Consider the following 26941-nt stretch of genomic DNA (forward strand, 5'->3'; position numbering starts at 1 on the left):
CCGCCGACCTGCGAGGCGGCTCCGTCGAGGGGGCGAGCCGACCCCGGATCCGGGGCGGAGGACGTCCGCAGGCACATCTACCACAACCGCCGGGCGGGCAACGCAACGTATACGGACGAGAACGGAAACAGAAGAACAACTACTTCCACATTCAAGCGTACTGGTGCTACCTTCAATTCTCTCGCCGGGAAGCGAGCGGGAGGGGAGAGTAGGCATGCCGTTGGACCCGAACATGTCCGACTCCTCACGCGACGCGATCAAGGTCCTCACCGGCATCGAGGTCCCCCGCGCCGGACTCTTCGAACTCGGCCGCGCCTCCGAGGTCTACGGCACCCTCACCCAACGCCTGCAACACCTCGAGGAACTCCTCGCCCTCAGCCGCTCCCACGCCCGCCGCCACTTCGACGGCAAGACCGCCGACTACTACGAACGCTCCCTGGACCAGTTCACCAAGGGCGACAACAACTACGTCGGCTCCGCCCAGAACAACTCCACCGTCATGTCCACCGAACTCTTCAAGGCCCGCGCCAACGTCGAGTACATGCACATGATGGTCATCGGCCAGTTCGTCCAACTCCTGGTCGAGATCGCCTGGGCCATCGCCACCGCCAAGTTCACCTTCGGCGCCTCCCTCAAGTGGATCCCCGTCTTCAAGGCCATCCGCAGCCTGGCCATGCGCCGCATCCTGGCCTGGCTCGCCTTCACCGTGCCCAGCCACCAGATCCTCAGCCAGATCTTCGCGAGCATGGACAGCATCATCCAGCGCATCCAGATCGGCCGCGGCACCCGCCACCACCAGGACAAGAAACTCACCCAAAGCGCCCACACCGGAGCCGCCGCCGAGGGCCTGCTCTCCGCCCTGCTCTCCGCGGGCCTGGACACCCTGTTCGCCAAGAACCTCACCGACCTGTTCAACATCGGCCTGAAGAACCTCGACGACCTGCCCGACCCCCCGCCCCTGACCCGCACCACCGGCGAGAGCGGCCCCCCACCACCCGGCCCCCCTTTGCGCCCGAGCCCCGAGGACCCGCCCGGACCGCCCCCCGGCGGCGGACCCGACACGCCCCCCACCGGACCCGTCAAGGACGACCCGCCCACCAACGGACCCGGCCGCGACACCGACACGCCGCCCCCCGGCGGCGGACCCGACGCGCCCCCCACCGGACCCGTCAAGGACGACCCGCCCACCAGCCCCGACCGGGGCCCGGACTCCCCCACACCCAAAAACGACCCGACCAGCACACCCCTGGCGCCACCGACCCTGAACAAGGACCTGGCCCAGATCCTGGGCCGCCACAACGACGAACTCCTGACCCCTACCACCCCGGCAGCGCCCCCGGCGCGGGCGCCTTCGACAACCCCGCCAAGGCCGCCGCCGCCCGCGAGGAGTTCGCCGACCTGTTCGCCCGCCACTTCGGCGACCACCTGGGCCACCAAGCGGCGCGCGAGTTGGGCCGCGACTACGCCCGCGCCCTGACCCGGCACTGGAACGACCCCGCCCTGGGCCAGCACCTGCGCCAGAGCATCGGGGACCGTCTGCCCCCGCACATGCGCGACCACCTGTCCGACGTGCCCGTCAACCTGCGCCAACCCCTCAACGACTACTTCTCCACCGCCAGCGCCTACGCCCAGCAGACCGGGGGCAGCCTCGGCTCCGGAGCCCTGGAGGGCTACCTGGGCGAGGGGCTGGGCAGCCTCATGGACGGACGCGGTTGGCAGGCCTCGGTGTGGTCGGCCACCGCGGGCGCCTCCCAGGCCGGTATCCAGCAGGGCGCCACCGACGGGGCCCTGCGCGGTATGGACCTGCTCAAGACCCCACCCGACCTGTCGGTACCACCACCCCCGACCGAAACCACGAGTGAGGACATCAGCGGCCAGAGCGGTAACCGCGTCGGCCCCGGCGGCACCAACCCCTGGGCGCAGGGAGACGGCGGTCCCGACCAGGACGGTGACCGTGCCCCCGAGCGCGGCGGTGACCGCTCCCACCGGCAAGAGGACCGCGACGGGGTTCCCGTGCCGTCCCCGCGGGACGACGGGTCGCCCTCGCACGGCAACGGCTCGGTCTTGGAGCGAGACCGCGACGGTGCTCCGGAGTCCTCCGGGCAGGGGACCGGTAACCGTGACGGTGTTCCCGAGGTCGACGACGTCCCCGACCTGGTCAGCGACACCGGCTCCGACTACGGCGACACCGACACCGACAGCGAGTCCGGCGGGCCCGAGCACCGCGACCGGACCTTCGACGACGGCGTCGGCGTGCACCGGGACGAGGACGCCCCCACCCTGGCGCCCGACCCCCTCAAGACCCCCGACCCCGGCAAGGACCCCTTCCACGCCGCCGACACCCCACACCCCGCACCGAGCGGCGGTCCCTTCCATCCCGGAGCCAACGACGGTCCCCTGACCGTGAACTTCCTCAACGCCATCGTCCCCGACAACCCGATGACGGACCCGCCCCCCGGCACCGAGCAGCCCACACCCCACCCGGAAAACACCGGCGACAACAGGGACACCGGCGACACCAACCCGAACGACCGCCCCGACCCCGCTCCAGAGCAGCGGCACACCCCCGCCCCCGCGGCCGTGGCACCCCCCGCGGGCCAGACCACCGCACCACCCGCGAACACACCGCAGAACACCACCCCAGACAGCGGCGGACGCGCGCCCCAGCGCACCAGCGACAACCGCGCGCCGGACTCCTCCCCCCAGGGGACGAACGGCGACGGTGCGCGCGGTACCGGCGAGGACGGCAGCGGCGGACGCCCGTCCCAGCGCGCCGACGAGACCGCCGCTCCGGACACGGCCGCGGGTGAGACGACCGGTGACGACGCGCGCCCCACCACCGAGAGCCCGACTCCCGCGCCGCAGACCGAGACCACCGGCGACACCACCGGACAGGACGACACCGGCGGCTCGACCGACGGGCAGCGAAAGGAGTCCGACACCGCACACAGCTCCGAACGGCGACCGGAGCCGGTGGACGCTCCCCAACCCCCGCCGTCGGCCCCCGGCCGCCAGGAGGTTCCCTCCCCCCAGGCCGCCTCGGACAGGATCACCACCGCCACACGGCTCGGGGAGATGGCCTCCGCCAGCATCAAGGACGCGATCAGCGGCTACCAACGCGCCCAGGACCTGGTCGACCAGACCAGGGAGGCCGAGAGCCAGGGCCGCCCCGACGCCGCCGACCTGCGCGCCCGTGCCCACGAGGCACAGCGCGAGGCCAACGAGGCCTACCGCAACTACGACGGCCTCGCCCGGATGCAGGCCGACCTGCTGCGCACCGACCAACCGGTCACCGTCATGACCGTCCTGGAGAGTCCCGCGGGCCCGAGCGGCGACACCGGCCCCGTCCCCCTGGGTGGTACCAGCAGGGACATCCGGCTCGAACCCCTCGACACCGACCCGCCCCTTCGCCCGGAGGGGACTCCGCCGGAGGAAGCGCCGCCGGAGGGCACGCCCCCGCCGTCCCTCACCTACGACGGCGGCTTCGTGCCGGACCGGAGCGGTCAGAGCTACGACCTCGGCTACCTGACCACGTCGACCCTCGTCGGGCCGCACATGCTCTTCGCCGAGCACCTGCCGGGGTTCGTCGACGACGTCCTGGCCGACACTCCGGGGATGCCCGACCCCGCACGGCAGGGGATCGTCGACCGCGTGGTGGACATCCTCACGAGGGAGGGGCCGCGCCCCTTCCTCCGCGAGGACGGACACACCGTCAGCACCACGCACGACGGGCAGACGTGGAGCGCCGACATCGATCTGCGCTCCCTCGGCGACGACTTCTACCACGTCGACACCGAGGTCCCGGGCGGCGGCGGGGACTCCAGGTTCCTGAGGCTCCACGACAACGGCCCCGGGGTGGATTCCAGCGACGGCGGGTCACGCGGCGCGGGCAAGACCGTCGGCGGCAAGTTCACGTTCAGCCCCTTCTACGTGACGGGCATCGACGGCAACGACGCCGGACCGATCGGGGCCGTGGGCGGGCGGGGCGGCATGAGGGTTCGGGGCACCGGCGGATCGGCCTCGAACAGCGCCAACGCCGCCAGCGGCATCGAGCTGCTCGGAGCCCCGAGCATCTACGTCGGTGACCTGGGCATGAGGATGTCCGTCAACGGCCCCGGCCTCACCTCGCCGCACGTCCGGGAGGGGACCGCGTACAACGGACTGGCCATGAACCTGCCGGGCGAGGCGGTCTCCTCCCCAGACGCCCCTCAGCGCATCGTGCCCGACAACGGGCCGGTGGACGCGAACGGGAACCGCGAGCCGGTCAACCGGCCGTTCGTGGGAGCCAGCCACCCGCTCGAGATCACCCGTTTCTCCCCGGTCCCCGCGACATCCGACAGCGGAACCGGCGGGGACACCACGTCCGGCGACGGCGGGACCGGCCGTCGCCGCGAAGGCGACCGCGAAGACGGCACCGGCGCGACGACGGGCGGCGGCCGACCGGGGAAGGGCACTCTGGGGACCTGGCTCGCCGACCACCTCCTGGGCCCCCGCCCCGAGGGGAGCCGGGGAGGGGACCACACCCCCTCCAGGAAGGAGCGGCGCGACAACGAGTACCGCGACCGGATCGAGCGCACCTTCGACAACGACCGGGTCCAGCAGTACCTGCCGCAGATGTCCAACGGTTCCGCGCACATCCGGATCGTGTTCCCCGACACCCGTCCCCGCATCATGCGGATGTGGTCGGTGTCGACCGAGTACAACCGCAAGGACTTCGCCCCCGACCTGGTCGACTTCCTGCACAGCAACACCGCGGTCAAGGGCGACTCCTCCAGCGTGAACCACTCCGCGATGGCGTCCGGTTCGGTCGGCGGCGGCTTCGGCATCTGGCTCGAACTGCCCAACGGCAAGAGCGTCCGGCTGGACCTGCCCTTCGTGGAGTACTCGGCGAAGTTCGAGAAGAGCACGGGGACCGCCCTCAACACCTCGGGGACGAACAGCCATGTCGTGCACGCCCCCTCCGGCCACGCGGCCTACGACGTCAAGCGCGACTACTACGTCCGCTTCCAGGGCGAACCGCGGGCACACCGCTTCGAGGGGAACTCCGTCGAGCTGCTCACGATCGAGGACGCCCGCCAGCTCAACGGCGAACCGTCCAAGGCACCGGACCCGGACGGTGGGTCGACCGCACCGCCCCGGCCCCCTTTCCCGAACCTCGCGGTGGACCGCCCCACCGACCTCAGCGGGGCCACCGTACGCGGGTTCGACCACCTCCCCCCGCCCCCTCCCGAGGACAACGGCGAGGGGACGGACACCACCGGGGACAGCCAGTCTCCTTCCTCACCGAAGCGCTCCTTCTACGACGACCTGGCGTACCGCGTGCTCAGCGCCATCGCCGAGAAGCGCCCCGGAATGGTCATCCCGGACCTGGCCCGGACCAACAAGGACTACGCCGTCCGCCCCAGCCACATGGACACGGACGCGGTCCGCAGCTTCCGCGAACGCTGGGGCCTGCGCCGCAACGCGGACACGGCGCGGGAGAACACCCTGAAGGTCCTCAACGCGCTCTCCGAGTCCGGGCTCAGGAGCGGTGCCTCCGACCTGCCCGGCGACGGTGTTCCGGTCCGTCTCAAGGAATCCGCCGTCATCGACCCGAAGATGATCCGCAAGGACAGGGGCGGCCGACCCGGGACCGTGACCGTGCGCGTATACGGCGACTTCGACCGCCTGGTCCACCGGGAGGACACGACCGCCAGCGGGGGCGCCCGGTTCGCGGGCTCGGCCGGGATCACCACCACGAAGGGGTCGGGCGTCAGCCACACGCTCAGCATCACCGCGGGCGCCAGCGTGCGCACCGACGAGGGCGGCGACGCACGCGGCGTCCCCCGGGTCCTGGGAAACCCCTCGGCCTCGTTGAACGCGTCCCTGAACACGGGCAAGGGCTCCAGCCAGGGCCTCGCGCACAGCTCCGAGGAGACGGTGCTGTTCAACGTGGACTCCGACGTGTGGACGTCCAACACCCGATTCACGGCACGGCTGTTCGAGCACGACGACATCGGCATGGCGCGCGGCGACCAGTCCCAGCGCGAACGCGGCACCCCGCTCCTGGGGGACGGGATGGAGGCCCAGGCCTTCCTCCTCACGCCCAAGATGCCGCCGACGGCCTCCGACGCCCCGAACACCGTGTCCGACCCGACGGAGACGACCCGCGACGGCGAGACCGTCACCTCCTCCGACGGACGGGAGACCCGCGACACCCCCGAGGCCACCGACACCCCCGCCACGCGGGAAGGGGACTCCGCGCGGACGGACACCGCCGAGGACACCGCGCCCGCCACGACGCTCGGCCGGGAACCGCTCACACCCGAGCAGGCACGGGACATGATCATCCGGAACTTCGTTCCGCGAACGACCACGGGCGACACGGCGGGCGACGACCGTGGAGGCCGGTGGACCGTGATCCGGGACGGGGCCGTGCAGACCTGGGGACGGCTGTTCGGCGGGGGCACCGAGGTCGTCCCCCTTCCCCAGAACACCACCGCGAACACCACCGGCACCGACCAGCCGACCACCCTCACCCCACCGCCTCCCCCAGGCACCACGGACACCACCACCGGGACGACGCCGGACAGCACTCCTCCAGGAGACGACAGGAACGGCGACGACGCCCCCTCCGACCGCCCCCAGCAGGGACCGCCGACCCTGGACCAGACCCGCGCCCAGGCGATCCGCCGCATAGGCGGCACCTTCGAGCGCGTGAACACCCACTTCGACGCCGGGAGCCGGGGCATGCGCGGGCTGCTGGAGGAGACGTACCGGACCTTCTCCGACACACGCAGCGGACTCCACGACGGTTACCGGCGCAAGCTCGAGTCCTTCCTCTCCCAGTCCTCCGGGGGCGGTCGGCAGTTCGAGAACCACCTGTCGGCGGAGGAACTCGCCACGAGCAAGAGCGCGACCACGCCTTCGGGCTCCCGCATCCGCCAGGAGATGAGCGGCGGATTCTGGTCACCCCACGACGTCCGCGCCACCATCGCCACCAAGGTCGACATCGACGCCCTCACCGACTTCCGCCCCATCGACGCCCAGATGCGGTGGAACGGCGGCAGCGAGGTGACACTGTCCACCAACTCCTCCCTGAGCGGAAGCCTGGGTCCCAAGTTCGGGGGGAGCGGGGGCCGCAACCCCAACCCGTACCCCTCGGACGGCTCCCTGCCCAGCGAGGCCGTCAGGCCGATCCCGCTGCTGGGGCCCTCCGTCTACCGGACGTTCTTCTCACGCGGCAGATCGCAGACCCAGGCCTCCTCGTTCACGTCGTCGGTGCTGTTCATCCCGGACAACACCAAGGCGTACGCCTTCCGCGCCTCCGGTCGCCTGACCCAGGCGATCGAGTTCACGAAGAACTGGAGCGTCGGCCCGCCCCTGAACTGGAAGACCCTGTTCCACGGGTGGACGGCCCCCGTCCAGAACCTGCTCGCGGGCTACGTGCACTCCCGCGACGCCCAGCAGGAGGGGCTGGTGATGGACCGGGCGACCCCCAACGAGAGCGGGACGGGGGTGGACCTGTCCCCGCAGCCCAACCCGAAGACGCCCGATACCGCTCGGGTGCGCCCCGGGTTCGAGGACAACGGCAGGCAGATCCAGCCCGCCGACCCCGAGGCCGCCATCCAGGAGCTCGTGAACGACCTCGCCCGGAACGGACTGGAACTGACGGGCGGCGGCCGGGAGGCCCTGCTCCAGAAACTGACCACGCACCTGGGCCAGAACCCGGACCCCACCGTCCCGGTACCGGTCAAGGTCCGCGCGATGGGGCCCGAGCCCTCCCCGGACTCGGGGCCGCACAGCATGCGCTGGGCCACCCCCGCGAAGGTCTACGTGAACCTGACCAGGGACCCGAACCGCACCGACGTCTCATACGTCGGCCAGTCCGGCTACTACATCGAGTCGCACACGTGGAAGTCGACCGACGCGAGCTCGAGGAGCAGGGGGACCGGCACGACCGTGGGCGCGGACGGCACGCTGCTGCAGCCCCTCCCCTACCCCCAGGACGGCCAGGGGGCGGACGGGCAGCCGGAGGCCCGTCCGCTGTTCGGCGCCCCCGCCGGAGCGGTGTCCTCATCCGGCAACGACGGCCGCTCGTCCGGAGTGGCCCAGGACGACGCCCGCACCGTCGAACTCCACCTGAACACCCCGTACGCCAAGGTCGGCGCGGACACGAGGCTGACCCTCACACTGGAACTCGGCAAGCCCAAGGGCGGGGAGAACGGCAACCCCGCGCGGTCGACGTACACGGGCGCCGCTGACAGCGGGCGGGTGGAGACGCTGTACCCGTTCGCTTACATGACCTTCGACCCCCCGGAGACCACCACCACGGGAGAGGACACGCGGGACAACGGCGCCGAAGCGCCGACGCCTCCCCCCGCCTCACCCGAGGACGGCACCGGCCCCACGCGGGACGCTCCAGCCGACCGGAGCACCCTCCCGGAGGCGGAGGGCGGGGACGGCACCGGTGAGCGGACGGCGACCGACCCGGCCGGGGACGAGCGCGCCGACACGGAGGACGGCGGCACGACGCGGCGGCCCGGCGCGCCCGTCTACGCGTCCGTGTCCGACGCGTTGCGCAACTGGTCGGACGACGCCGGCCCCCGGCCCGGCAACGACACAGCCGTCACCAAGCCGGTCATGGTGGAGGACGGCGGACAGGCGCTGCGCGACAAGGCAAACGTCGTCATCGCCCGGTCCCTCGGCTGGCAGCCACCCGCGGAGACCCCCGAAGGGGGGCAGCCGACCCGCGCCACGGCGAACGCGGCGCGCGCCTACCTCGCCGACGCCTACGGCCAGGACCCGGTGTACAACCAGATCGACCACAGCCTCACCGACAAGGCCATCAAGGGCGTGTACCCCTCGGCCTCACGCAACTCCGACGGTGTGCGGTTCACGGACATCAGCCGCACCGGCTGGGGCGCCAAGGTCGTGCCGAGCAGCCAGGGCGCGAGGATCCTGGACGCGCTGCCGGGAAGCCAGCTCAGCGACTCCCGTGTCCAGCCCCGTACGCACAGCTTCGGCGACTCCCAGGGCGGGGGCCAGGGCCGCGGCGGAGAGTTCCGCCCGTCCGGGCTGACCACCGGCGGCCTCCCCTACGACAACCACGAGGGCATCCACACCGGTTCGGCGGCGGTGAACACCAGCTCGTCCCACGGGAACGAGAGGGGCTCCAACCAGACCGTCAAGGGCTATCAGGAGTCCGACCAGCTCCGCCAGGGGACGGTCTACTTCGTGGAGTACGACGCCACCTGGGCGTTCGCCGCGGGGAGCAAGCTCAAGGCGCCCGCCGCTTTCCACTCGAACGATCCCGGTCTTTCGCGGAGCTCGTTCTACTCCCGGCCCACCCGTTGGAACATGGACGACGTCACGGTCAGGATGGCGGGCTGGTTCTCGGAGGCCGACGCGGTCGCGATGGGCTTCCTCACGCCGGACCAGGCGAAGGACCTGGCCCCCGTAATGGACCGGGTCAACAAGGCGCGGCAGGAGTTCAGCGAGGCGGAGGCCGCGTACGCCGACACCCGGGCCCCGCTGGAGGACCTGGCCCGGGGGTACGCGGCCGCCCCGCGCGACCGGAGCGCCGAGAGCGCCTACAACGCGCAGGAGGAGAAGTACAGAGAGGCGCTGTCCGACTTCAACGACCAGATCGACGCCCTGGTCGAGACCTTGAACGACACGCGTTCCACGCTGGGGGGCACCGGGCGGGAAAGGGAGGGCGGCACGGTTCCGCCCGTGCACACGGCGAGCGGCGACGGGGGGACGACGACCCGTGCGCCGGCCACCGGGGACACGGGCGACACGACCGCTGGGAACACCGGCACCGGGAACACGGCCGCCACGGCCGCCGGAGGCTCCCCGCCGACCCTCACCGTCACCCCGCCGGCCCCGGAGCCCGCGCCCGCGGGACCGCGCCAGGACCTGGTCGACCGCTTCCTGTCGGAGCTGAACCTGCGTGCGCCGGAGCACGCCGCCCCGGCCGGGGATTCCGGCACGCGGGACCCGGAGGGCTCCGACGGCCCCCGGAGCGGCCGGGAGCGGAACACGGACACCGTGGACGCGCGAGCCGAGCGCGCCTCCGACACCGCAGCCACCGCTGCCCGGGAGGCCCGTCGGGCACACGATGACGCGAACGCCCTCTCGGCCACCCTGGACCGTGGCAACGCCGACCTCCGGGAGGGCGACCGTCTCCTCACGGGCTCCGGCGACGGAGCACCCGACGCCGGAAGCGGTGCCGGTGAAGCCCCCTCGGCGGTACGGCGGAAACGTGACGCGCGTGAGGCCGCGGACACGGCGTACGGCGACTCCACCACCGTTCGCGATGAATTCAACGCCTTCCGCGACGACGCCCTCACACGGATGCCCGAACCCGATCGAGAAGCCTTCACCGAACGCGTCGGCGAGGCCGTCTCCGACGTGGAGCGCGCGAACACCTCCGCGACCGAAGCCCAGGACACCGCGGGCGAGCACGAGGGCACCGTCGACGGGCTCAGGGACGAGTTCGACCGGACCCTGCCGCGGTACCGGGCACTCGAGACCGCCGTGAGCGACCGGGCCGTGCAGAGGGCGCGCGACGAGGCCGACAGCCTGATCCCCGACCTGCAGGGAATCGCCGATCGCGCCGACAGCGCGCGGGAGGAGGCGGACTCGGCCGCGACGGAGGCCGAGAAGGCGGAAGCGGAAGCCGACACCGCGCGGGAGAAGGCCGACCGGGCGGCCACGGTCGCCGAGGCCCTGCGGACATGGGCCGAGGAGTTCAGCGCCAACGCGTCCGGCCACAGGGACAAAGCGGATCAGGCCGTCCAGAACGCCCAGGACGCCGGTGCGGCGGCACGGCGGGCCTACGACGCGGCCAAGGCCGCCCGCACCGCCGCGGAGGCGGCGGCGGGCAGAGCCGCCGAGGTGGGCGACCGCGCCGCCGACGCCGTCCGGGACGCGGCGCGGGCCGCGGCCGACGCCCGCGCGGCCCGCACCGCCGCGGACCTCGCCGCCCGGGCGGCGGCGAAGGCCACCCGGCCCTCCCCCGCGGGGAAGCCGGAGTCGGGCGGCACCGGCCCCCGGAGGACGGCGGAGAATCGGAACGAGGCCGCTCGCCGGGACGCGGAGGACGCGCGGGCGAGGGCGCAGGAGGCTCGGCGGACCGCCCGTGACGCCGCGGAGAGCGCGACCCGGGCAGCCGAGGACGCGTCTCGGCTGGCCCAGCGGGCGGAGGACCTGCGCACCGAAGCGGACACCACCGTGCGCGAGGCCGGGGCGGCGAGGGCCCGCGCGAAAGAGGCATGGGAGATCGCCAAGCAGGTCCAGGGCACCACCAACACGATCGTGGAGAACGCCGACAAAGCCGCGGCCCTCGCCCGCAGCGCGCATCGGGCCTCGCAGCAGGCCTCCCAGAAGGCGGCGGCCGCGGCCGAGCGTGCGGCGGAGGCCGCGGAGACCGCCGAGGAGGCCCGGGACGACGCCGAGCTCATCTCCCGCGAAGCCCGTGAGCGCGTCGGAGACGTACGGAAGCTGTTGGAAAGGCTCGCCGCGAACGCGGATCCGGGGAGGACGCCGTCCGAGGGCGGCCCCGCGGACAAGGACGGGGACGACTCCGACGAATCAGACTCCGACGACGACTCCGGGAACGGTCCCGAGAACCACCGGAAGAAGGACGAGGACGGTTCGGGCGGCAGTGGCGGCCGGTCCGGGAACAGCGGCGGAAACGGCCGCTCCGATACCAGGGACGACTCCGGCACCAGGCGCGGCCCCGAGGGGGACGGACGTAAACGCGGAACAGGCGGGGGCGAGGGCCACTCCTCGCGCGGCGGCGACCAGGGTGGACGCAACATCCGCGACAGCGGCGATCCGTCCCCACGCGACACCGGCTCGGACGCCGACTCGGACACCGACTCGGTTCCGGACCTGGACTCCGGCTCGGACGACAGCGACGACGGCATGTCCCTGTACGACTACCCCGACACACAGGTACAGGGTCCCCGGCGCTCGCCGTTCGGCGACGACTTCCCGTCCGCGCCCCGGTGGGACCGCGACGACCACGTCCCGGACCCCAAACACTCCGGCTACGGCAGCGAGGGCCTGGGCTTCCTCGACCCCAAATCCCAGGACGCCTCCTTCGGCCTCCTGGACGCCGGTTTCGGAAACGACAGCCCCCTGCCCGGCTCGCTGACCGATATCGTGGCCTACCCCCTGACCGAGGTCCCGGGGCAGCGGGGCGCCGTGTCCGCGGACGGGGAGAACGGCCAGCCTCCCGCCAGCGTTTCCACCGGTCCCCGCGGTAACGACCAGCCGTCAGCGGACGCGTCCGGCTCCGCGGGGCGAGGCGGCGACCAGCAGCCGGGCCGGCGCGACGGCGGCCCGGACGAGGGCCGCTCCCAGGACGTGGGAGAGGGCCGGTCCGGTGACGGCCGGGACCGGACCGGCCACGGCGAGCGGTCGGGCGGGCAGAGGACCACCTCCCCCCAGACCGCGTCGGACGACGCCACCGATACCCCCGAGCCGTCACCCACGGTGGGACCGCCCCACAGCGACATCGTCGAGCTGTTCAGCGCTACGCTCACCCCGCCGCCCGCGGCGCAGGCGCCCCGGAGCCGGGAGAGCGACCAGCACCGGACCGACGACCCCGCCGACGACTTCTACGACCCTGCTCCGACGGCGCGCACACGGGAGACGCCGTCGGCCGATCCCGGCGACCCGTGGGGCGGCAACCCTCCGAGCAGGCCCGACCTGAGCACGCTCATCTCAGCGGACAAGAAGAACGGCGATCGGCCCTCCACGGTCGAGGACGTCATCGCCGACCTCACCTACCGCTACGGGCTCGAAGACCTCGGGCACCGCACAGCCCAGGACGCACAGACCCAGGTCTTCATGGCGGGCCACCACCGGCGCCACCACGGCCACCGCACGCAGGCCGACCCCTCCGAGCGGTACGCGGACACCAACGACGACGAGGCGGCCCCGGGCCCGGCCTACCCCGAAGGCACGCAGGTCTCCCAGTACCCCACCCCGCTCCAGTACACCCAGGACCCCACCGGTTCGTACGGCTACTCCACCGAGGAGTACGACGACCGGCCCACGGCTTCGACCGAGGAGCCCGCGCAGGACCGAGGCGGTGACCAGGACGCGCGGATGGAAACGCTCATGATGTGGAACGGGACCTTCGCCGGTATCCAGGACCTCGCCGAGACCACCGGATTCGATGTGGTGCACCAGGAGGAGCTCGTCGAGGACGGCTCCGACGGCAGCACCACTCTCATGCGCTTCGCGAACGGGGCGCAGGCGGTCTACAAGGACACCGAGGGAGCCACCTTCGCCCGCGACCGCGCCGACGCCGAACAGCTCGCCTCACTGGTGGGCCGCGCCATCGGCGCCAACGTGCCTGGTGTCCTGCGCATCGGTGAGACCGAGGTGTTCATGCACTTCATGAACGGCGCGTCCGGGTTCACCCACCTGGACAACCCGCAGTCCCCGCTCCTGAACACGTGGGACGGGCACGTGCTGGGCCTGCTGGACCTGCTGATCGCCAACGGCGACCGCAACCCGGGCAACTGGCTGGACCAGGGCGGGGGACGCGTGGCGGGCATCGACCACGGCAAGGCCTGGTTCAAGTACGAGTACACCCCGGAGGACCCCACCGACCTGGAGGGGCTGGCCTACACCAACGGCATGCGGCCCTTCTACGACTTCGAGGCCAATACGTGGATCGCCAACCCGCTGACCCGGGCCGACATCCGGTTCCTGCGGACCCGGCTCGCCGGGCTCTCCGGCGAGTTCGACCGCCTGGGACGGTCCGGCTGGTTCGACGAGATGATCCAGCGCTTCGACATGCTGGCCCGTAACGCGCGGGGGACCAGCAGCCTTCTCGCGGGAGGCGGCCGATGACCCGTGTGCTCTATGCCCAGGACCGCCGCACACAGCGGACACGGGCGTTCCTGACACTGCACGACGACGGCAGCCTCACCGCCCACGACCCCGAGACGGCAGCAGCGATCCCGCGCCTGCGCGCCACGCGCGGCTGGTCCGGCGAGCGGATATTCCACGAGTGCGCCGCGCAGTCCAACGCCTACGTCCGCTACTTCGAGGAACCGGAGTGACCGGGTCCGCCCTGGACACGACCGCCGGGGCCGGACCGGCACGCGCGCCTTCGCCGAAGGCGTCGGAAACGGGCCCGCCCCGGCCCGGCCACCCACCGGAAAACCCGTGACCCGGCACCCGAACGACCCCGCGTCCGGCACGGACCACCGCGCCCGCCGGCTCCGAGGATTGCTCGAAGGGACTCCCCCTCTCCTTCGCGCGCGATACCACAAAGATGGCAGCCCTCCTCGCGGAGGGCCCTTTCCATGATTTCCGCGAACCGTTCTCCTGGAATTCACCCGATCGCAATAAAGAGTTTTACCAACCACAGCGGATCAGCAAATTCCCGATAAACAGGGGCTGAACCTCCGCTTCCCCGCGGGCAACTCGCATTCGCACGCCCTCACGCGCCCCCACGCCCGACTCCACTCATCCGGAGCCCGGGACGACTCCTGCGCGAACGCGGTGAACGGTGTCGGCCGACACGGGCCGAACAGCGTCCCACTCCGCCCCCACCAGGCACCCGGCCATGCCCCTGGCTGCGCCTCCACCCCGGAAGCAGGCGCGCAAGGAGAACAGAGAAAGAATATCCGGACGGCTTCAGGGGAACCGTTGCGGAAATACTCGGCACCCCGATCGGGTGGAACGCGTTTCAGGAAACTCCCACAGCCGGCGGAACGCGCGCATGACCTCAGCAGATTCGACGATCCGACCCCGGAACCGAGTTCCAAACCGGGAATGGAAAAACCGGATCGCACTGATTCTCCGGTGTTACCTTCGTGGCCGCGTAGCGGCACCAGGGGGTAGAGGGAGAGTAGGCATGCCGTTGGACCCGAACATGTCCGACTCCTCACGCGACGCGATCAAGGTCCTCACCGGCATCGAGGTCCCCCGCGCCGGACTCTTCGAACTCGGCCGCGCCTCCGAGGTCTACGGCACCCTCACCCAACGCCTGCAACACCTCGAGGAACTCCTCGCCCTCAGCCGCTCCCACGCCCGCCGCCACTTCGACGGCAAGACCGCCGACTACTACGAACGCTCCCTGGACCAGTTCACCAAGGGCGACAACAACTACGTCGGCTCCGCCCAGAACAACTCCACCGTCATGTCCACCGAACTCTTCAAGGCCCGCGCCAACGTCGAGTACATGCACATGATGGTCATCGGCCAGTTCGTCCAGCTCCTGGTCGAGATCGCCTGGGCCATCGCCACCGCCAAGTTCACCTTCGGCGCCTCCCTCAAGTGGATCCCCGTCTTCAAGGCCATCCGCAGCCTGGCCATGCGCCGCATCCTGGCCTGGCTCGCCTTCACCGTGCCCAGCCACCAGATCCTCAGCCAGATCTTCGCGAGCATGGACAGCATCATCCAGCGCATCCAGATCGGCCGCGGCACCCGCCACCACCAGGACAAGAAACTCACCCAAAGCGCCCACACCGGAGCCGCCGCCGAGGGCCTGCTCTCCGCCCTGCTCTCCGCGGGCCTGGACACCCTGTTCGCCAAGAACCTCACCGACCTGTTCAACATCGGCCTGAAGAACCTCGACGACCTGCCCGACCCCCGCCCCTGACCCGCACCACCGGCGAGAGCGGCCCCCCACCACCCGGCCCCCCTTTGCGCCCGAGCCCCGAGGACCCGCCCGGACCGCCCCCCGGCGGCGGACCCGACACGCCCCCCACCGGACCCGTCAAGGACGACCCGCCCACCAGCCCCGACCGGGGCCCGGACTCCCCCACACCCAAAACGACCCGACCAGCACACCCCTGGCGCCACCGACCCTGAACAAGGACCTGGCCCAGATCCTGGGCCGCCACAACGACGAACTCCTGACCCCTACCACCCCGGCAGCGCCCCCGGCGCGGGCGCCTTCGACAACCCCGCCAAGGCCGCCGCCGCCCGCGAGGAGTTCGCCGACCTGTTCGCCCGCCACTTCGGCGACCACCTGGGCCACCAAGCGGCGCGCGAGTTGGGCCGCGACTACGCCCGCGCCCTGACCCGGCACTGGAACGACCCCGCCCTGGGCCAGCACCTGCGCCAGAGCATCGGGGACCGTCTGCCCCCGCACATGCGCGACCACCTGTCCGACGTGCCCGTCAACCTGCGCCAACCCCTCAACGACTACTTCTCCACCGCCAGCGCCTACGCCCAGCAGACCGGGGGCAGCCTCGGCTCCGGAGCCCTGGAGGGCTACCTGGGCGAGGGGCTGGGCAGCCTCATGGACGGACGCGGTTGGCAGGCCTCGGTGTGGTCGGCCACCGCGGGCGCCTCCCAGGCCGGTATCCAGCAGGGCGCCACCGACGGGGCCCTGCGCGGTATGGACCTGCTCAAGACCCCACCCGACCTGTCGGTACCACCACCCCCGACCGAAGGCGGCTCCTACGCCGGAAGGGGGTCCGAAACCCCGGCTGGCGGGAACGGCTCGCTCCTCTTCGAAGACGGGGCCGACCGGTGGGACGAGGGGTCCGGCGCACAGAACCCGGGCGGGACGAACCGTGAGGGCGAGGGGACCGGACGCGACGGTGGCGGCCCCGACCGCTGGGACGAAAGGCGGCCCGACGGCGACGGTGCTCCGGAGTCCTCCGGGCAGGGGACCGGTAACCGTGACGGTGTTCCCGAGGTCGACGACGTCCCCGACCTGATCAGCGACACCGGCTCCGACTACGGCGACACCGACACCGACACCGAGTCCGGCGGGCCCGAGGACCGCGACCGGACCTTCGACGACGACGTCGACGTGCACCGCGACGAGGACGCCCCCACCCTCGCGTCCGACCCCCTCAAGAACCCCGACCCCGGCAAGGACCCCTTCCACTCCGCCGACACCCCACACCCCGCACCGAGCGGCGGTCCCTTCCATCCCGGAGCCAACGACGGTCCCCTGACCGTGAACTTCCTCAACGCCATCGTCCCCGACAACCCGATGACGAACCCGCCCCCCGGCACCGAGCAGCCCACACCCCACCCGGACAACACCGGCGACACCGGCAACAACAGGGACACCGGCGACACCAACCCGAACGACCGCCCCGACCCCGCTCCAGAGCAGCGGCACACCCCCGCCCCCGTGGCCGTGGCACCCCCCGCGGGCCAGACCACCGCACCACCCGCGAACACACCGCAGAACACCACCCCAGACAACAGCCAGCGCCCCGCGTCCTCGGAGCGGGACAACGGTGGACGTTCTCCCCAGGGGACGAACGGCGACGGTGCGCGCGGTACCGGCGAGAGCACGCCACAGTCCGACACCGCACCCGCACCCGCACCCGCACCCGAGCAGCGGACCGCCTCGGAGGACGTCCCGCCGTCTCCGCGGCCCGTCGCCGAAACCGGCGACGACCAGCACGAGACCGGACCCAGGACGCAGAGCGCGCCGCCCCCGCAGCCCGCGGCCGAGAGCGCCGGCGACCAGCACGACACCGGTCCCGGGACCGAGAGCGGACCGCCCCGGGACACCGAGGACAGCGGACGCACCGCTCCCGAGCGCGACGCCGAACGGTCCGACGGGCGCGACGAGGACGCCTCCCGCGAAGACGACCGCTCCCAGGACGAAGCCGAGGACCGGTCCGGCGACGACGGGCGGCCGGACGAGGGAACCGACGGCTCCGGCGACGGCCAGCGTCCCGATGGGAGCAGAGAAGGATCGGACGGCGGCAAGGACCGCTCAGGGAACGATGACGGAGAACCCAAGGGCGACGGCGAGTCCGTGCACGGGGAGGACCCCGCCGAGGAGAAGGACGGCCGGGAGGGGAACGGGGGGCAGACCCGCGAGGGCGCCCCCGCAAGAATGGACGAGGTGCCCGGAGAGGCCCCGTCCCGGAACACGGAGGGTGTCCCGCGGGAGCGGGAGACTCCTCCGAGCCCACCGCCCGTCACGGCCGAGGAGTCGACGCGGGAGCCGGTGCGCACGCCCGTGCCGACCGGGATCGAGGCGCCCGCGAACACGCGGGAGGTATCACGGCCCGGAAGCAGCGACGGTGAGGAGAGGGCGCGTCCGCCGCTCCCCGCGCCCGCTCCGAGGGAGGACGACGGTGCGCGAGGGGAGACGTCGACTCGACAACCCGCCGACACCGACGGCACTGAGCACGCACCTCCCTCAGCGCAGCCTCCCCCGCCCGAGCGGCCCGCGCAGCACAACACCGACACCGGGAACGGCACCGACGGCGGGAACACCACCGCCGACACCGGCGGCACGCGGCAGCGGGAGGAACCCCCGCCCCGTCACTACCCGGGTTCCGTCACGACGGACCGGACGGGCACCGCCTACGACATCGGCTACCTGCTGACGTCCAGCCTGGTCAACTCCAGCATGGTCCACGCGGAGCACCTGCGTTCGTTCGTGGACGACTCCCTCACCGACGACGCCGGGCACGTCGACGCCGCCGTGCGCGACGCGGTCAGGGAGCGGGTCGACGAACAGGCGCGCAGGCAGACGGGCGTGTTCTTCCGCCCGGAGGGGTTCTCCACGACGGTCACCGGGGCGGACGGCTCCAGGTGGCGGGCGGACCTGCGGCTGAACTCCTCCCAGGACGGCTTCCACCACACGCCCACACGGCCGGTGCTGGGGTCGAACTCCACCGAACTCAAGCTGGTGGACGAGGCCGGGGAGGCCAATCCGGCCGAGGGCGGCGGCAACCACGGCGGCACCAAGTTCGTCGGACTGGGATTCCAGGTCTCCCCGCTGCTCCTCGGCACGGTGAGCGGAACCGACATCGGTCCCCGCTTCACCGTCAGTTTCTCGGGTGGAACGCGCCAACGGCAGACCGCTGAGACAGCGGCGAGCATCCACGACGGCTACAGCAGCTACGAGATCAAGGGCAAGCCCGCGGTCTACGTCTCCGATCTGACCATGTCCTTCGACCTGACCCCCCTCCCCCGAACGGAGGACGGGCCCGCGCGCGGGGACGGGCCCGTGGACGGCGACGCTCCGGCGAACGGCACCGACCCCGCGGACCGGGCCGTGCGCACGCGGGCCGAGTCCCCCAACGGAGTGCTCCTGGTCCTTCCGGGCGAGGTCGTGGCCAACGCCGGTCCGAGGACGATCCGCCTGCGCGACCCCTTCGCGACCGAGGTCCACCAGCGGGGCCGGGACGACGACGCCAGACCAGCGGGCCCGCACTCCGACAAGGGGCACCCCGTGTCGGTGGGCGACATCCGCCTGAGCGACGGATCCTCGGACAAGTCCTTCCCCGACTGGATAGCCGACCACCTCTGGTCCCCCGAGCGGCAGCGCGGACGGTGGAGGTCGGTGGTCGACACGGTGACACCGGGGTTCGTCGACAAGCGCAGGCAGGAGAAGCTGGACGCCTTCCGCGACCAGGTCGGTGAGACCTTCTCGGAGAAGTCCGTCCGCAACAACCTGCCGAAGATGACCTCGGCGCCCGCGGTCTTCACCATCACCGATCCCTCGGGCACCCGCCGACTGGTGAGCGTCCAGTCGGTGCCCACCTCCTACGAGGCCAGGCCCCACACCATCCAGCCCGCGAAGTACATCAAGGGCAACGAGGCCGAACGCGCGATCGGGACCTCTCTCCGCCACACCGATTTCCTCGGCGGAAGCCTGGGCGCGGGAGTGAGCGTCGACGCGGGGACACCGGGCGGCACACACATGGTCCGCGCCGACGCGTTCTCCGTGGAGGGGGGCCTGCGGGGCCGGGGAGTCGACGAGAGCACGCGGTCCTCGTCGGGATCGGCCAACAGGTTGAACTACGGCAAGACCGAGTCGTCCGCCTACGACGTCCAGCGCAACTACTACGTGCACTTCGACGGCGAACCCGGCACCGTGTACCGCTTCCAGGGCGAAACGGTCGAGATCCTCACCGTCCAGGAGGCCCGCATCCTGAACGGGGACGAGCCCTCGGACAAGGTGCCCGGGCCCCCAGCCCCCGTCCGGACCCAGGGGAACACGACGGCGCCGCTGGCCAACACCCCCGGGGCGGCCCCCGGCGCCGCAGGCGACCAGCGGCCCGGGGACGGGCAGCGCGGCGACGGGCGGGAGACGGCGGGACGGGCCGAGGGCGAACAGCCTCCGGAGGAACGGCCCGGAAACGAGCGGGACGGGAACGAGCGGGACGGGGCACGGGACCGGGAACGGGGGAACGGACACGACGCGGAACGGCCGCCCGGAGACCAGCCGCCGGGGGAAGAGCGCCCCCGGAACGAGAGGTCTGGGGAACCGCGGCCCCCTCGTGCGAACCTGGCCCAGGAGCGGCCGGTCACCTTCCACGGTTCCGTGCCCCGCGACTTCACCTGGCCCGACGGCAGCCAGTACCGCGACGTCGGCGGTCGGCAGCGCACCGTCTACCAGCAGATCGCGCACGAGGTGCTGACCGGCCTGGCGGACAAGCGGCCCGGCCTGGTCCTGCCCGAGCTGGCACGCGACGAGAAGAACTTCGCCCGGCGGCCCGGTCACGAGGAAACAGGACCGTTCACCGGATCCACGCGTGAGCACCGTCCCTTCCGGCGCGACCACGACGTCGCGGTCTTCAACACGCACAGGGTCATGGACGCCATCTCCGCGTCCGTGTTCAAGAGCGGCGAGGACGACCTGACGCTGCACGGCCAGCCCATCCACCTGATCGACACCGGAAGGTTCGACCCCAGCGCACTCCTCAAGCCGGGTGAGAAGGTGCTGCGTCCCCCGTTCGTCGCGGTGCGCGTCACCGCGGACTTCTCCCCGCTCAGGCACGCGGGGGAGACAACGAGGGGAACCGGAGGCGAGTACGCGGGCGCGTCCGAGCGCACCACCGCGGACGGCTCGCAGACCCGCAGGTCGGTCCGGGTCACCACCGGCGCCTACGTCCGCCGGATCGACACCGTGGACGCGGCCGACAACCCGAGCGACGGCGGCGTTTTCTCGGTCTCCGGCCAGCTGAACAGCACCAGGGGCCGCGGCCGGGGCCTGGGCGTCAAGACCCAGAGCGAGGAGATCATCCAGTACGCCGAGGACTCCAGCGTCTGGAACTCCACGGTCCGGTTCTCGGCGAAGCTCTACGAGAACGACGACATCGGCATGGTCCTGGGCGGTGACAGGCCGCTGGGGGACCGCGGACACGACCTGCTCGACGCCCCGATCGAGGCGCTGGCCACGATGGACACACCCAAGGCGGTTCCGAACGGGGAAGGCGGCGGCAGGGACGGCGGCGCCCCGCGGGCCACCCGGATCCGACCGATACCGGTCGACCGGGCCAAGGAGATGATCGACGGCGGCACGGCACCGACACCGGACGGCGTCCGCAAGCGGCGCGACGTGACCGGGACGGTCAGGAGGTGGTTCGGCGGGGGACAGGACGGGCGGCCTCCCGCCGGGCGGGCCCCCGCGCCGGCGACCGGTCCGCGGGACACCACCGGGAACACCCCCGGCGTCCGCACACCCGGACAGCGCCGGGCCGAGCTGATCCGTGACCTGGGACCGACCGTCGAGCACGTCAACACCCGCTTCTCCACCGGCGACGGCAACCGGATGGGCAGCCTGCTCGACGCCTCCTACGAGAACTTCTCCTCCGTTCCGCAGTGGGAGACGCGCGACGGTGTCGAGCGCACCCCCGGAAGGTTCGGGTTCGAGCGCAAGCTGCGGCACTTCCTGGTCCGGGGCCAGGGCAGCAGGCAGTTCTACGAGAACGCCCTGTCCCCGGAGAACCTCGCGGGGAATCCGGCGTTGCAGTCCTCCGGCGGCGCACGCACGCGTACCGAGATGAGCGGCGGCCCGCTCTCCCCGCACGACGTCCGCGCGACGACGGCGACCCGGTTCGACATCGACTCGGTCGACCGCTTCGAGCAGTCCGACGGCGCGATCGTCTGGAAGGACAAGAACACCCTGGAGGTGTTCACCAGGGAGGGCAGGAGGACCGACGGGACCATCCTGGCCACGGGCGGAGGCCGGTACAACCCCAACCCCGTCCAACCGGCCGGCCAGACCTCCGGCGGCACCGAGCCGCCGCCCAACTCCGCCGGCGCTCCCCTGATCCAACTCGGTCCCTCCGCGGGCAAGAGCCTGTTCGACCGCTACACCAACGCCAGGCCCGCGTCGAAGTTCTCCGAGACGGTCGAGTTCCACCCCAAGATCCCGATGTCGTACTCCTTCTCCGCCTCGGGGCGCGTGACGCAGGCGGTGGAGTTCGTCAAGCACTGGAGCATCGGTCCGACGATCCCCCGGGCAGCGCGCTACCGGGGCTGGCAGGCCGATGTACGCGACCTGGTCACCGGGCTGATCCACATCCGCGACGCCCACCAGTCGGGCCTGGTCCAGGACAGGGTCGAGGAGTCCGGCGACGGACTGGTCCGCGTCTCACAGCCCGAACCCGACCGGCCCGCGGCCGTGAGGGCGCGCCCGGGTTTCGAGGAATCCGGCAAGATGGTGCGGCCGGCCAACCCGGACGAGGCCCTCCGGAGCCTCACCGACGACCTGGCCTCGCAGGGATGGGAGCTGACGAAGGACAGCCGGGAGACCATCCTGCACACCCTCAACTCCCACACCGGGCTCAACCCCAACACCGGAACGCCGGTGACGGTGAAGGTCCGCGCCATCGACCACTCGATCGGCGACCTCAACGCGCCGACCACCGCTCCGCTGTCCTTGGACGCCACCGTGAACCTGCGGCTCGACAGGGGCGACACGGAGGTCACGTACCTGGGCGGCAAGACGGAGTACCGGCAGCGTCAGGACTGGGAGGACGGGGACCGGTTCCAGCGGGGCGGTGAGAGCTCCGCGTCCGCGGGCCCGCAAGGAGCTCTCCTGCCCCAGCTGCCGCGGTCGGGGGGCGACCAGACCGGGGGCCCGACCCCGTCGAGCAGCCCCTACCTGATGGGCGTGTACGGCGACGCCTCCGCGATGAACGCGCACGGCGACGGCCTGATCACCCGGGACACGGACAAGCGCTCCATCGGGCTGACCATGGAGACGCCCTACGCGCGGGTGTCGTCGGACACGAGGCTGACCATCGACCTGCACATCTCCGACAAGCAGGGTGTGGTCAACACTCTGACGGGAGAGACCCCGGGCGCGGGCGGACGCCGGAACTTCACCGGCACGGGCGGCTCGGGCCGGGTGGAGGCGCTCTACCCGACCCCCTACCTCGACATCTCGGGAGCGGGGAACACCACCGACGGGACCGTCACCACCGAGACGACCGGCGACGCGACCACAGGTGACGAAGGCGACGCGGCGGGCGGAAGCGGCACCGCCCGGCCCGCCGACAGCCGGACCGCGCCCCCCAGCGCCACGGGCGGCACCTCCGCCGGTGCGAGGCCGACGGGCGGTGGTCAGCGGACGGGTGACCTGCCCCCGCCGGAGAACCCCTCCCACGACCACCACGCCTCGCTGCCCGACATGATGCGCGACTGGTCGCGGGCCACGGACCCCGGGGCCAGGGGAGACTTCAAGGACGGCGTGGTCATGCCCGTGGCCGTCGAGAACAACGGCAGGGACGTCCGCGACCTCGCGCACGTCGTCGTGGCCAAGTCGCTGGGCTGGAACCCGCCCGCCGACTCCGTCAGAGACGGGCGCTACACTCCGCGGGCGATCGAACAGGCGGCCGGGTACGCGGCGGACAAACTGAAGCTCAACTCCCGCAACAACGCCATCGACCAGTCCCTCAACGCGATCGCCCTCAAGGCCCTCTTCCCCCAGGCCAACGCGGAGTCGGGCACCGAGCTGATCGAGATGGGCCGGACCACGTGGGGGATACGCGCCGTGCCCCGGCCGGAGTCGGCACGCGTCATCGACTTCAACCCGAGCGTGCGACTGACCGACTCCTCGGAGTCGAGCAGGACGTTCTCCCCGTTCCACAACGAGTCGTCCACGGCGACCATGGGGGTCGACGCACGCCCCTCGGGACGCACCGGAACGGGACCGCCGACGACGGCCATCCACTACGGCGGGGCCAACGCCACCGGATCGTCCACGTCCGGGGGCGACACCGCACGGGGCAGTAAACCGAAGGAGCCGCCCCACTCCGACCGCGTCCGCACCGGCCCCGCCTACCTGGTGGAGATCGACACCACCTGGGGCATCGGCGTCAGGTCCGAGCTGCGCGGCCCCTGGTACAAGCGCTCGGCGCGCTACGTGGGGGACAGGACCGCGGCCGCGGGCAGGTACACCGCGGCCAAGGTGCGCGGCGTGTTCGGCGACCGGAGCACCCCCGCCCCGCCGCCGTCCCGTCCCGCCCGGTGGCAGCGGGGCGAGACCTCCGCCAAGGTGACGGTGTGGGTCTCCCACGGTGACGCGGTGAGGCTGGGCCTCATCACCCCCGACAACGCCAACCGGATCGCTCCCCTGACCGAGCGATTCGCCGGCTTCCAGAAGGCGCTCGGCGACGCGGAGAAGGCCTACCTCGAGGCCCGACTGCCGCTCGACGCCGCGGCATCCGACCGGATCGCCTCCCCCGACGACCCGCGGATCCAGCAGCGCTACGCCGATCTGGAGTCCACCTACGAGGACCGGCTGGAGGCCTTCAACGCGGCGCTGCGCGACTGGGAGGCGGCGCTCCGGGAGCTCCGCGGCGGCCTGAACGCCCCCTCGTCCCCGCCCAGGCCGCGGACCGTGAGCGCGCCGACCCTCGACACCATCCAGGAGGAGCCGCCGCCTCCCCCTCCACCGCAGCGCGGCGCTCCGGGTCCAGCGGACGACCCCGCGGCCGACCCGGCCGCCATCGAGCTGCCGGACCGGAACACCGGACGGCACGGCACCGGGACCAGCATGCTGGACACGCTCAGTTCGGACTTCGGCATCCGGCCGGCGGAGGGCCCGGCACAGCCGCGCGGGGAGGAACGGGTCCGCCCGGACGGGGAGGGCCCCGTCGACGGACCGGGGGCCGACGGTCTGCTCGGGACCCGCGGGGCGCCGGAGTCCGCGGAGGAGCCGGAGCGGCTCTTGCCCGACCTCTCGAACGGTCGGCCGCTGTTGTCGGCGAACGGGAGCGGTCTGTCCCCGCACGGCGCCGACCTGGCCGAACGGCGCCCCTCAGACCAGCCCGAGACACGGCGCTCTGCGGTACCGGAGCACGCCGACGACCGCACGGACGGGCCCGTGGCGGACGATTCGGAGAACCTGTACGAGGCCAGCGACCAGGACGACGGCGACGGGGAGGAAGTGCCGCGCGTCCGTTGGCTCGACAGGCGCTACCCGGAGGCGTCTTCGCTCAGCCGGGACGAGCGCGACCGGCTGTCGCGACCACTCGGTGGACGGGAGCGGGCGGCGGGCCCGCCCCGGCCCGAGGGATTCCGGTACGAGATGGACCCGGGCGGCCCCCGCGACAATGACCGGCTCGCCACGCAGGCGGATCAGGACTCCGTGCCGGCAGAGGGCGCCGACGGCCCGCTCCGCCCCTCCACCGAGCCCGGTACGCCGCAGGAGCGGGACCGCTCGGACGAGGTCGGGAGCCGGCGGCCGCGGCCCGCACCGCCCGAGGACGACGCGCCGGACCGAACGTTCGAGGACGCGGTGCCCGCCTTCGACGGGCGGCGCCTCTCCTCCGGCAGCGGGTCGGCACACGGCCACGGTACGGACCTGCGACCGGACCGGGAACCGTCTTCGCCGGCCCCGGACGCGCCCGAGGACACACGGCTCGGGCTGGAACGGCCGCGCTCACCGAGCAAGCTCCCCGCCGAGGGGGATGGACCGCCCCCGAACGGCACGGAGCCGGCGGGCGGCCTCGGGGACCAGCACGCCCCCGCCCCGGCAGGGGGCCCTTCGGACCCCGACGCCGCGTCCCGGCCCCTGTCCCCGCGACAGGGCGAAGAGGGCTCCCGCGCGCCGTCGTGGGACCGCGCGGACACCTCGCGGCGGGAGGGGACCGCACCCCAGGCGGAGCAGGCTCCCACCGGCCCCGGCCCGGCGTCCGACCTGTTCGCGTTCTTCGACCAGGAGTTGAACGGTCCCACGGGCAGCGGGAACGGCCGCTCCGCGCGGGGCGCCACGGGATCCCACTCCGCTCAGGAGGCGGCCGCCGGGTCCGCGTCGGCCGACGACGGGGGCCGGGGGACCTCGGCGCCCGGGACGGGACCCGCGGGCACCGGGTCCGAACGGTCCCGGGAACAGCCCGGGACCGGGGGCGGGGAGACGGCGAACGACCCCGAGCACGCGCGGGACGAGGAGAAGGAGAAGGATGACGCTGGGGAGGAGTCCGCGGACGCCCCCGCCGACGCCAAGGACGAGCACGAGGACGAGGACGGCGACGACGGCGGTGATGACGAGGACCGCTCAGGGGGGAACGGTGGGGACCGCTCCGGAGGCGCAGGCGGCCAGGACGGCAGCGGTGACGGCGACAGGGCCGGTGGGGGTGACCGCTCGGCCGACGGTTCCTGGGAGGGGGGCCGCGAGGGGCGGGGAGAGGAGGACCGGTCCCCGCGTGGAGGCCGCCGGGGCGGCGCGAACCGCAGCCGCGGGGGGACACCGGTCCGCCCCGGCGCCGTACCGGGCGGGGACACGGTCCCGGGCACGGAGGTCTACGACGGCGACGACGGCCCGCCCCCGCACGACCTCCCCGGCACACCGGTACAGCGGCCCAGCGGATCGGCGTTCGACGAACCGCGCATCCGACCGTCGCGGGGCCGGGACCGCGCCTCCTCCGGCTCCGCGGAGAGGGAGAACGGTCCCTCCGACGCGTCCGGTTCCACGCCCTCCCCCGACGACTTCCTGGATCTGCTCAATCCCGGGTCCGGCTTCGACCAGCCTCCGCCCGGCTCGGTGACCGACTTCCTGGTGATGCCCGCGCTCGGGGACAACGGCGGCTCGGGAAACCCGTAGGACGCCCCCGCGTCCCGTGGCGCAACACCCAGGCGCCCCCGAACGGACCCTCCGACTCCGCCGACCGGGGCGGCGACGGGCTACCCCGCGGACGCGGCGGCGACCGAGGGGGCGGACGTGGAAAACAGCCGGGGCGGGCGCGGCACGGCCCAC

At 72.5% G+C, this 26941-nt stretch carries 5 protein-coding genes; all 5 read left to right on the forward strand.

The features are described from left to right. The first annotated feature begins 214 nt into the window (after positions 1 to 214). The 5 genes from KGD83_RS19505 to KGD83_RS19525 all read left to right on the forward strand — a co-directional run bounded on the left by KGD83_RS19505 (position 215) and on the right by KGD83_RS19525 (position 26788). Positions 215 to 1477: a hypothetical protein gene (locus KGD83_RS19505; RefSeq protein WP_212640553.1), complete on the forward strand. Its 1263-nt coding sequence runs from the start codon at positions 215 to 217 to the stop codon at positions 1475 to 1477. Then, positions 1450 to 13857 carry a protein kinase family protein gene (locus KGD83_RS19510; RefSeq protein WP_212640554.1) on the forward strand — a complete coding sequence of 4136 codons (12408 nt, stop codon included), beginning with the start codon at positions 1450 to 1452 and terminating at the stop codon, positions 13855 to 13857. The genes KGD83_RS19505 and KGD83_RS19510 overlap by 28 nt, the downstream gene beginning before the upstream one ends. Next, the gene (locus tag KGD83_RS19515) at positions 13854 to 14069 is read left to right on the forward strand and encodes a hypothetical protein (RefSeq protein WP_212640555.1); all 216 of its coding nucleotides are present in this window, start codon (positions 13854 to 13856) and stop codon (positions 14067 to 14069) included. The genes KGD83_RS19510 and KGD83_RS19515 overlap by 4 nt, the downstream gene beginning before the upstream one ends. 800 nt (positions 14070 to 14869) lie before the next feature. Beyond that, on the forward strand, positions 14870 to 15616 hold the full coding sequence (locus KGD83_RS19520; protein WP_212640556.1) for a hypothetical protein: 747 nt from the start codon (positions 14870 to 14872) through the stop codon (positions 15614 to 15616). 396 nt (positions 15617 to 16012) lie between these two features. Beyond that, on the forward strand, positions 16013 to 26788 hold the full coding sequence (locus KGD83_RS19525; RefSeq protein WP_212640557.1) for a hypothetical protein: 10776 nt from the start codon (positions 16013 to 16015) through the stop codon (positions 26786 to 26788). Positions 26789 to 26941: the final 153 nt, after the last annotated feature.

Source organism: Nocardiopsis akebiae (assembly GCF_018316795.1).
Taxonomy (GTDB): Bacteria; Actinomycetota; Actinomycetes; order Streptosporangiales; family Streptosporangiaceae; genus Nocardiopsis; species Nocardiopsis dassonvillei.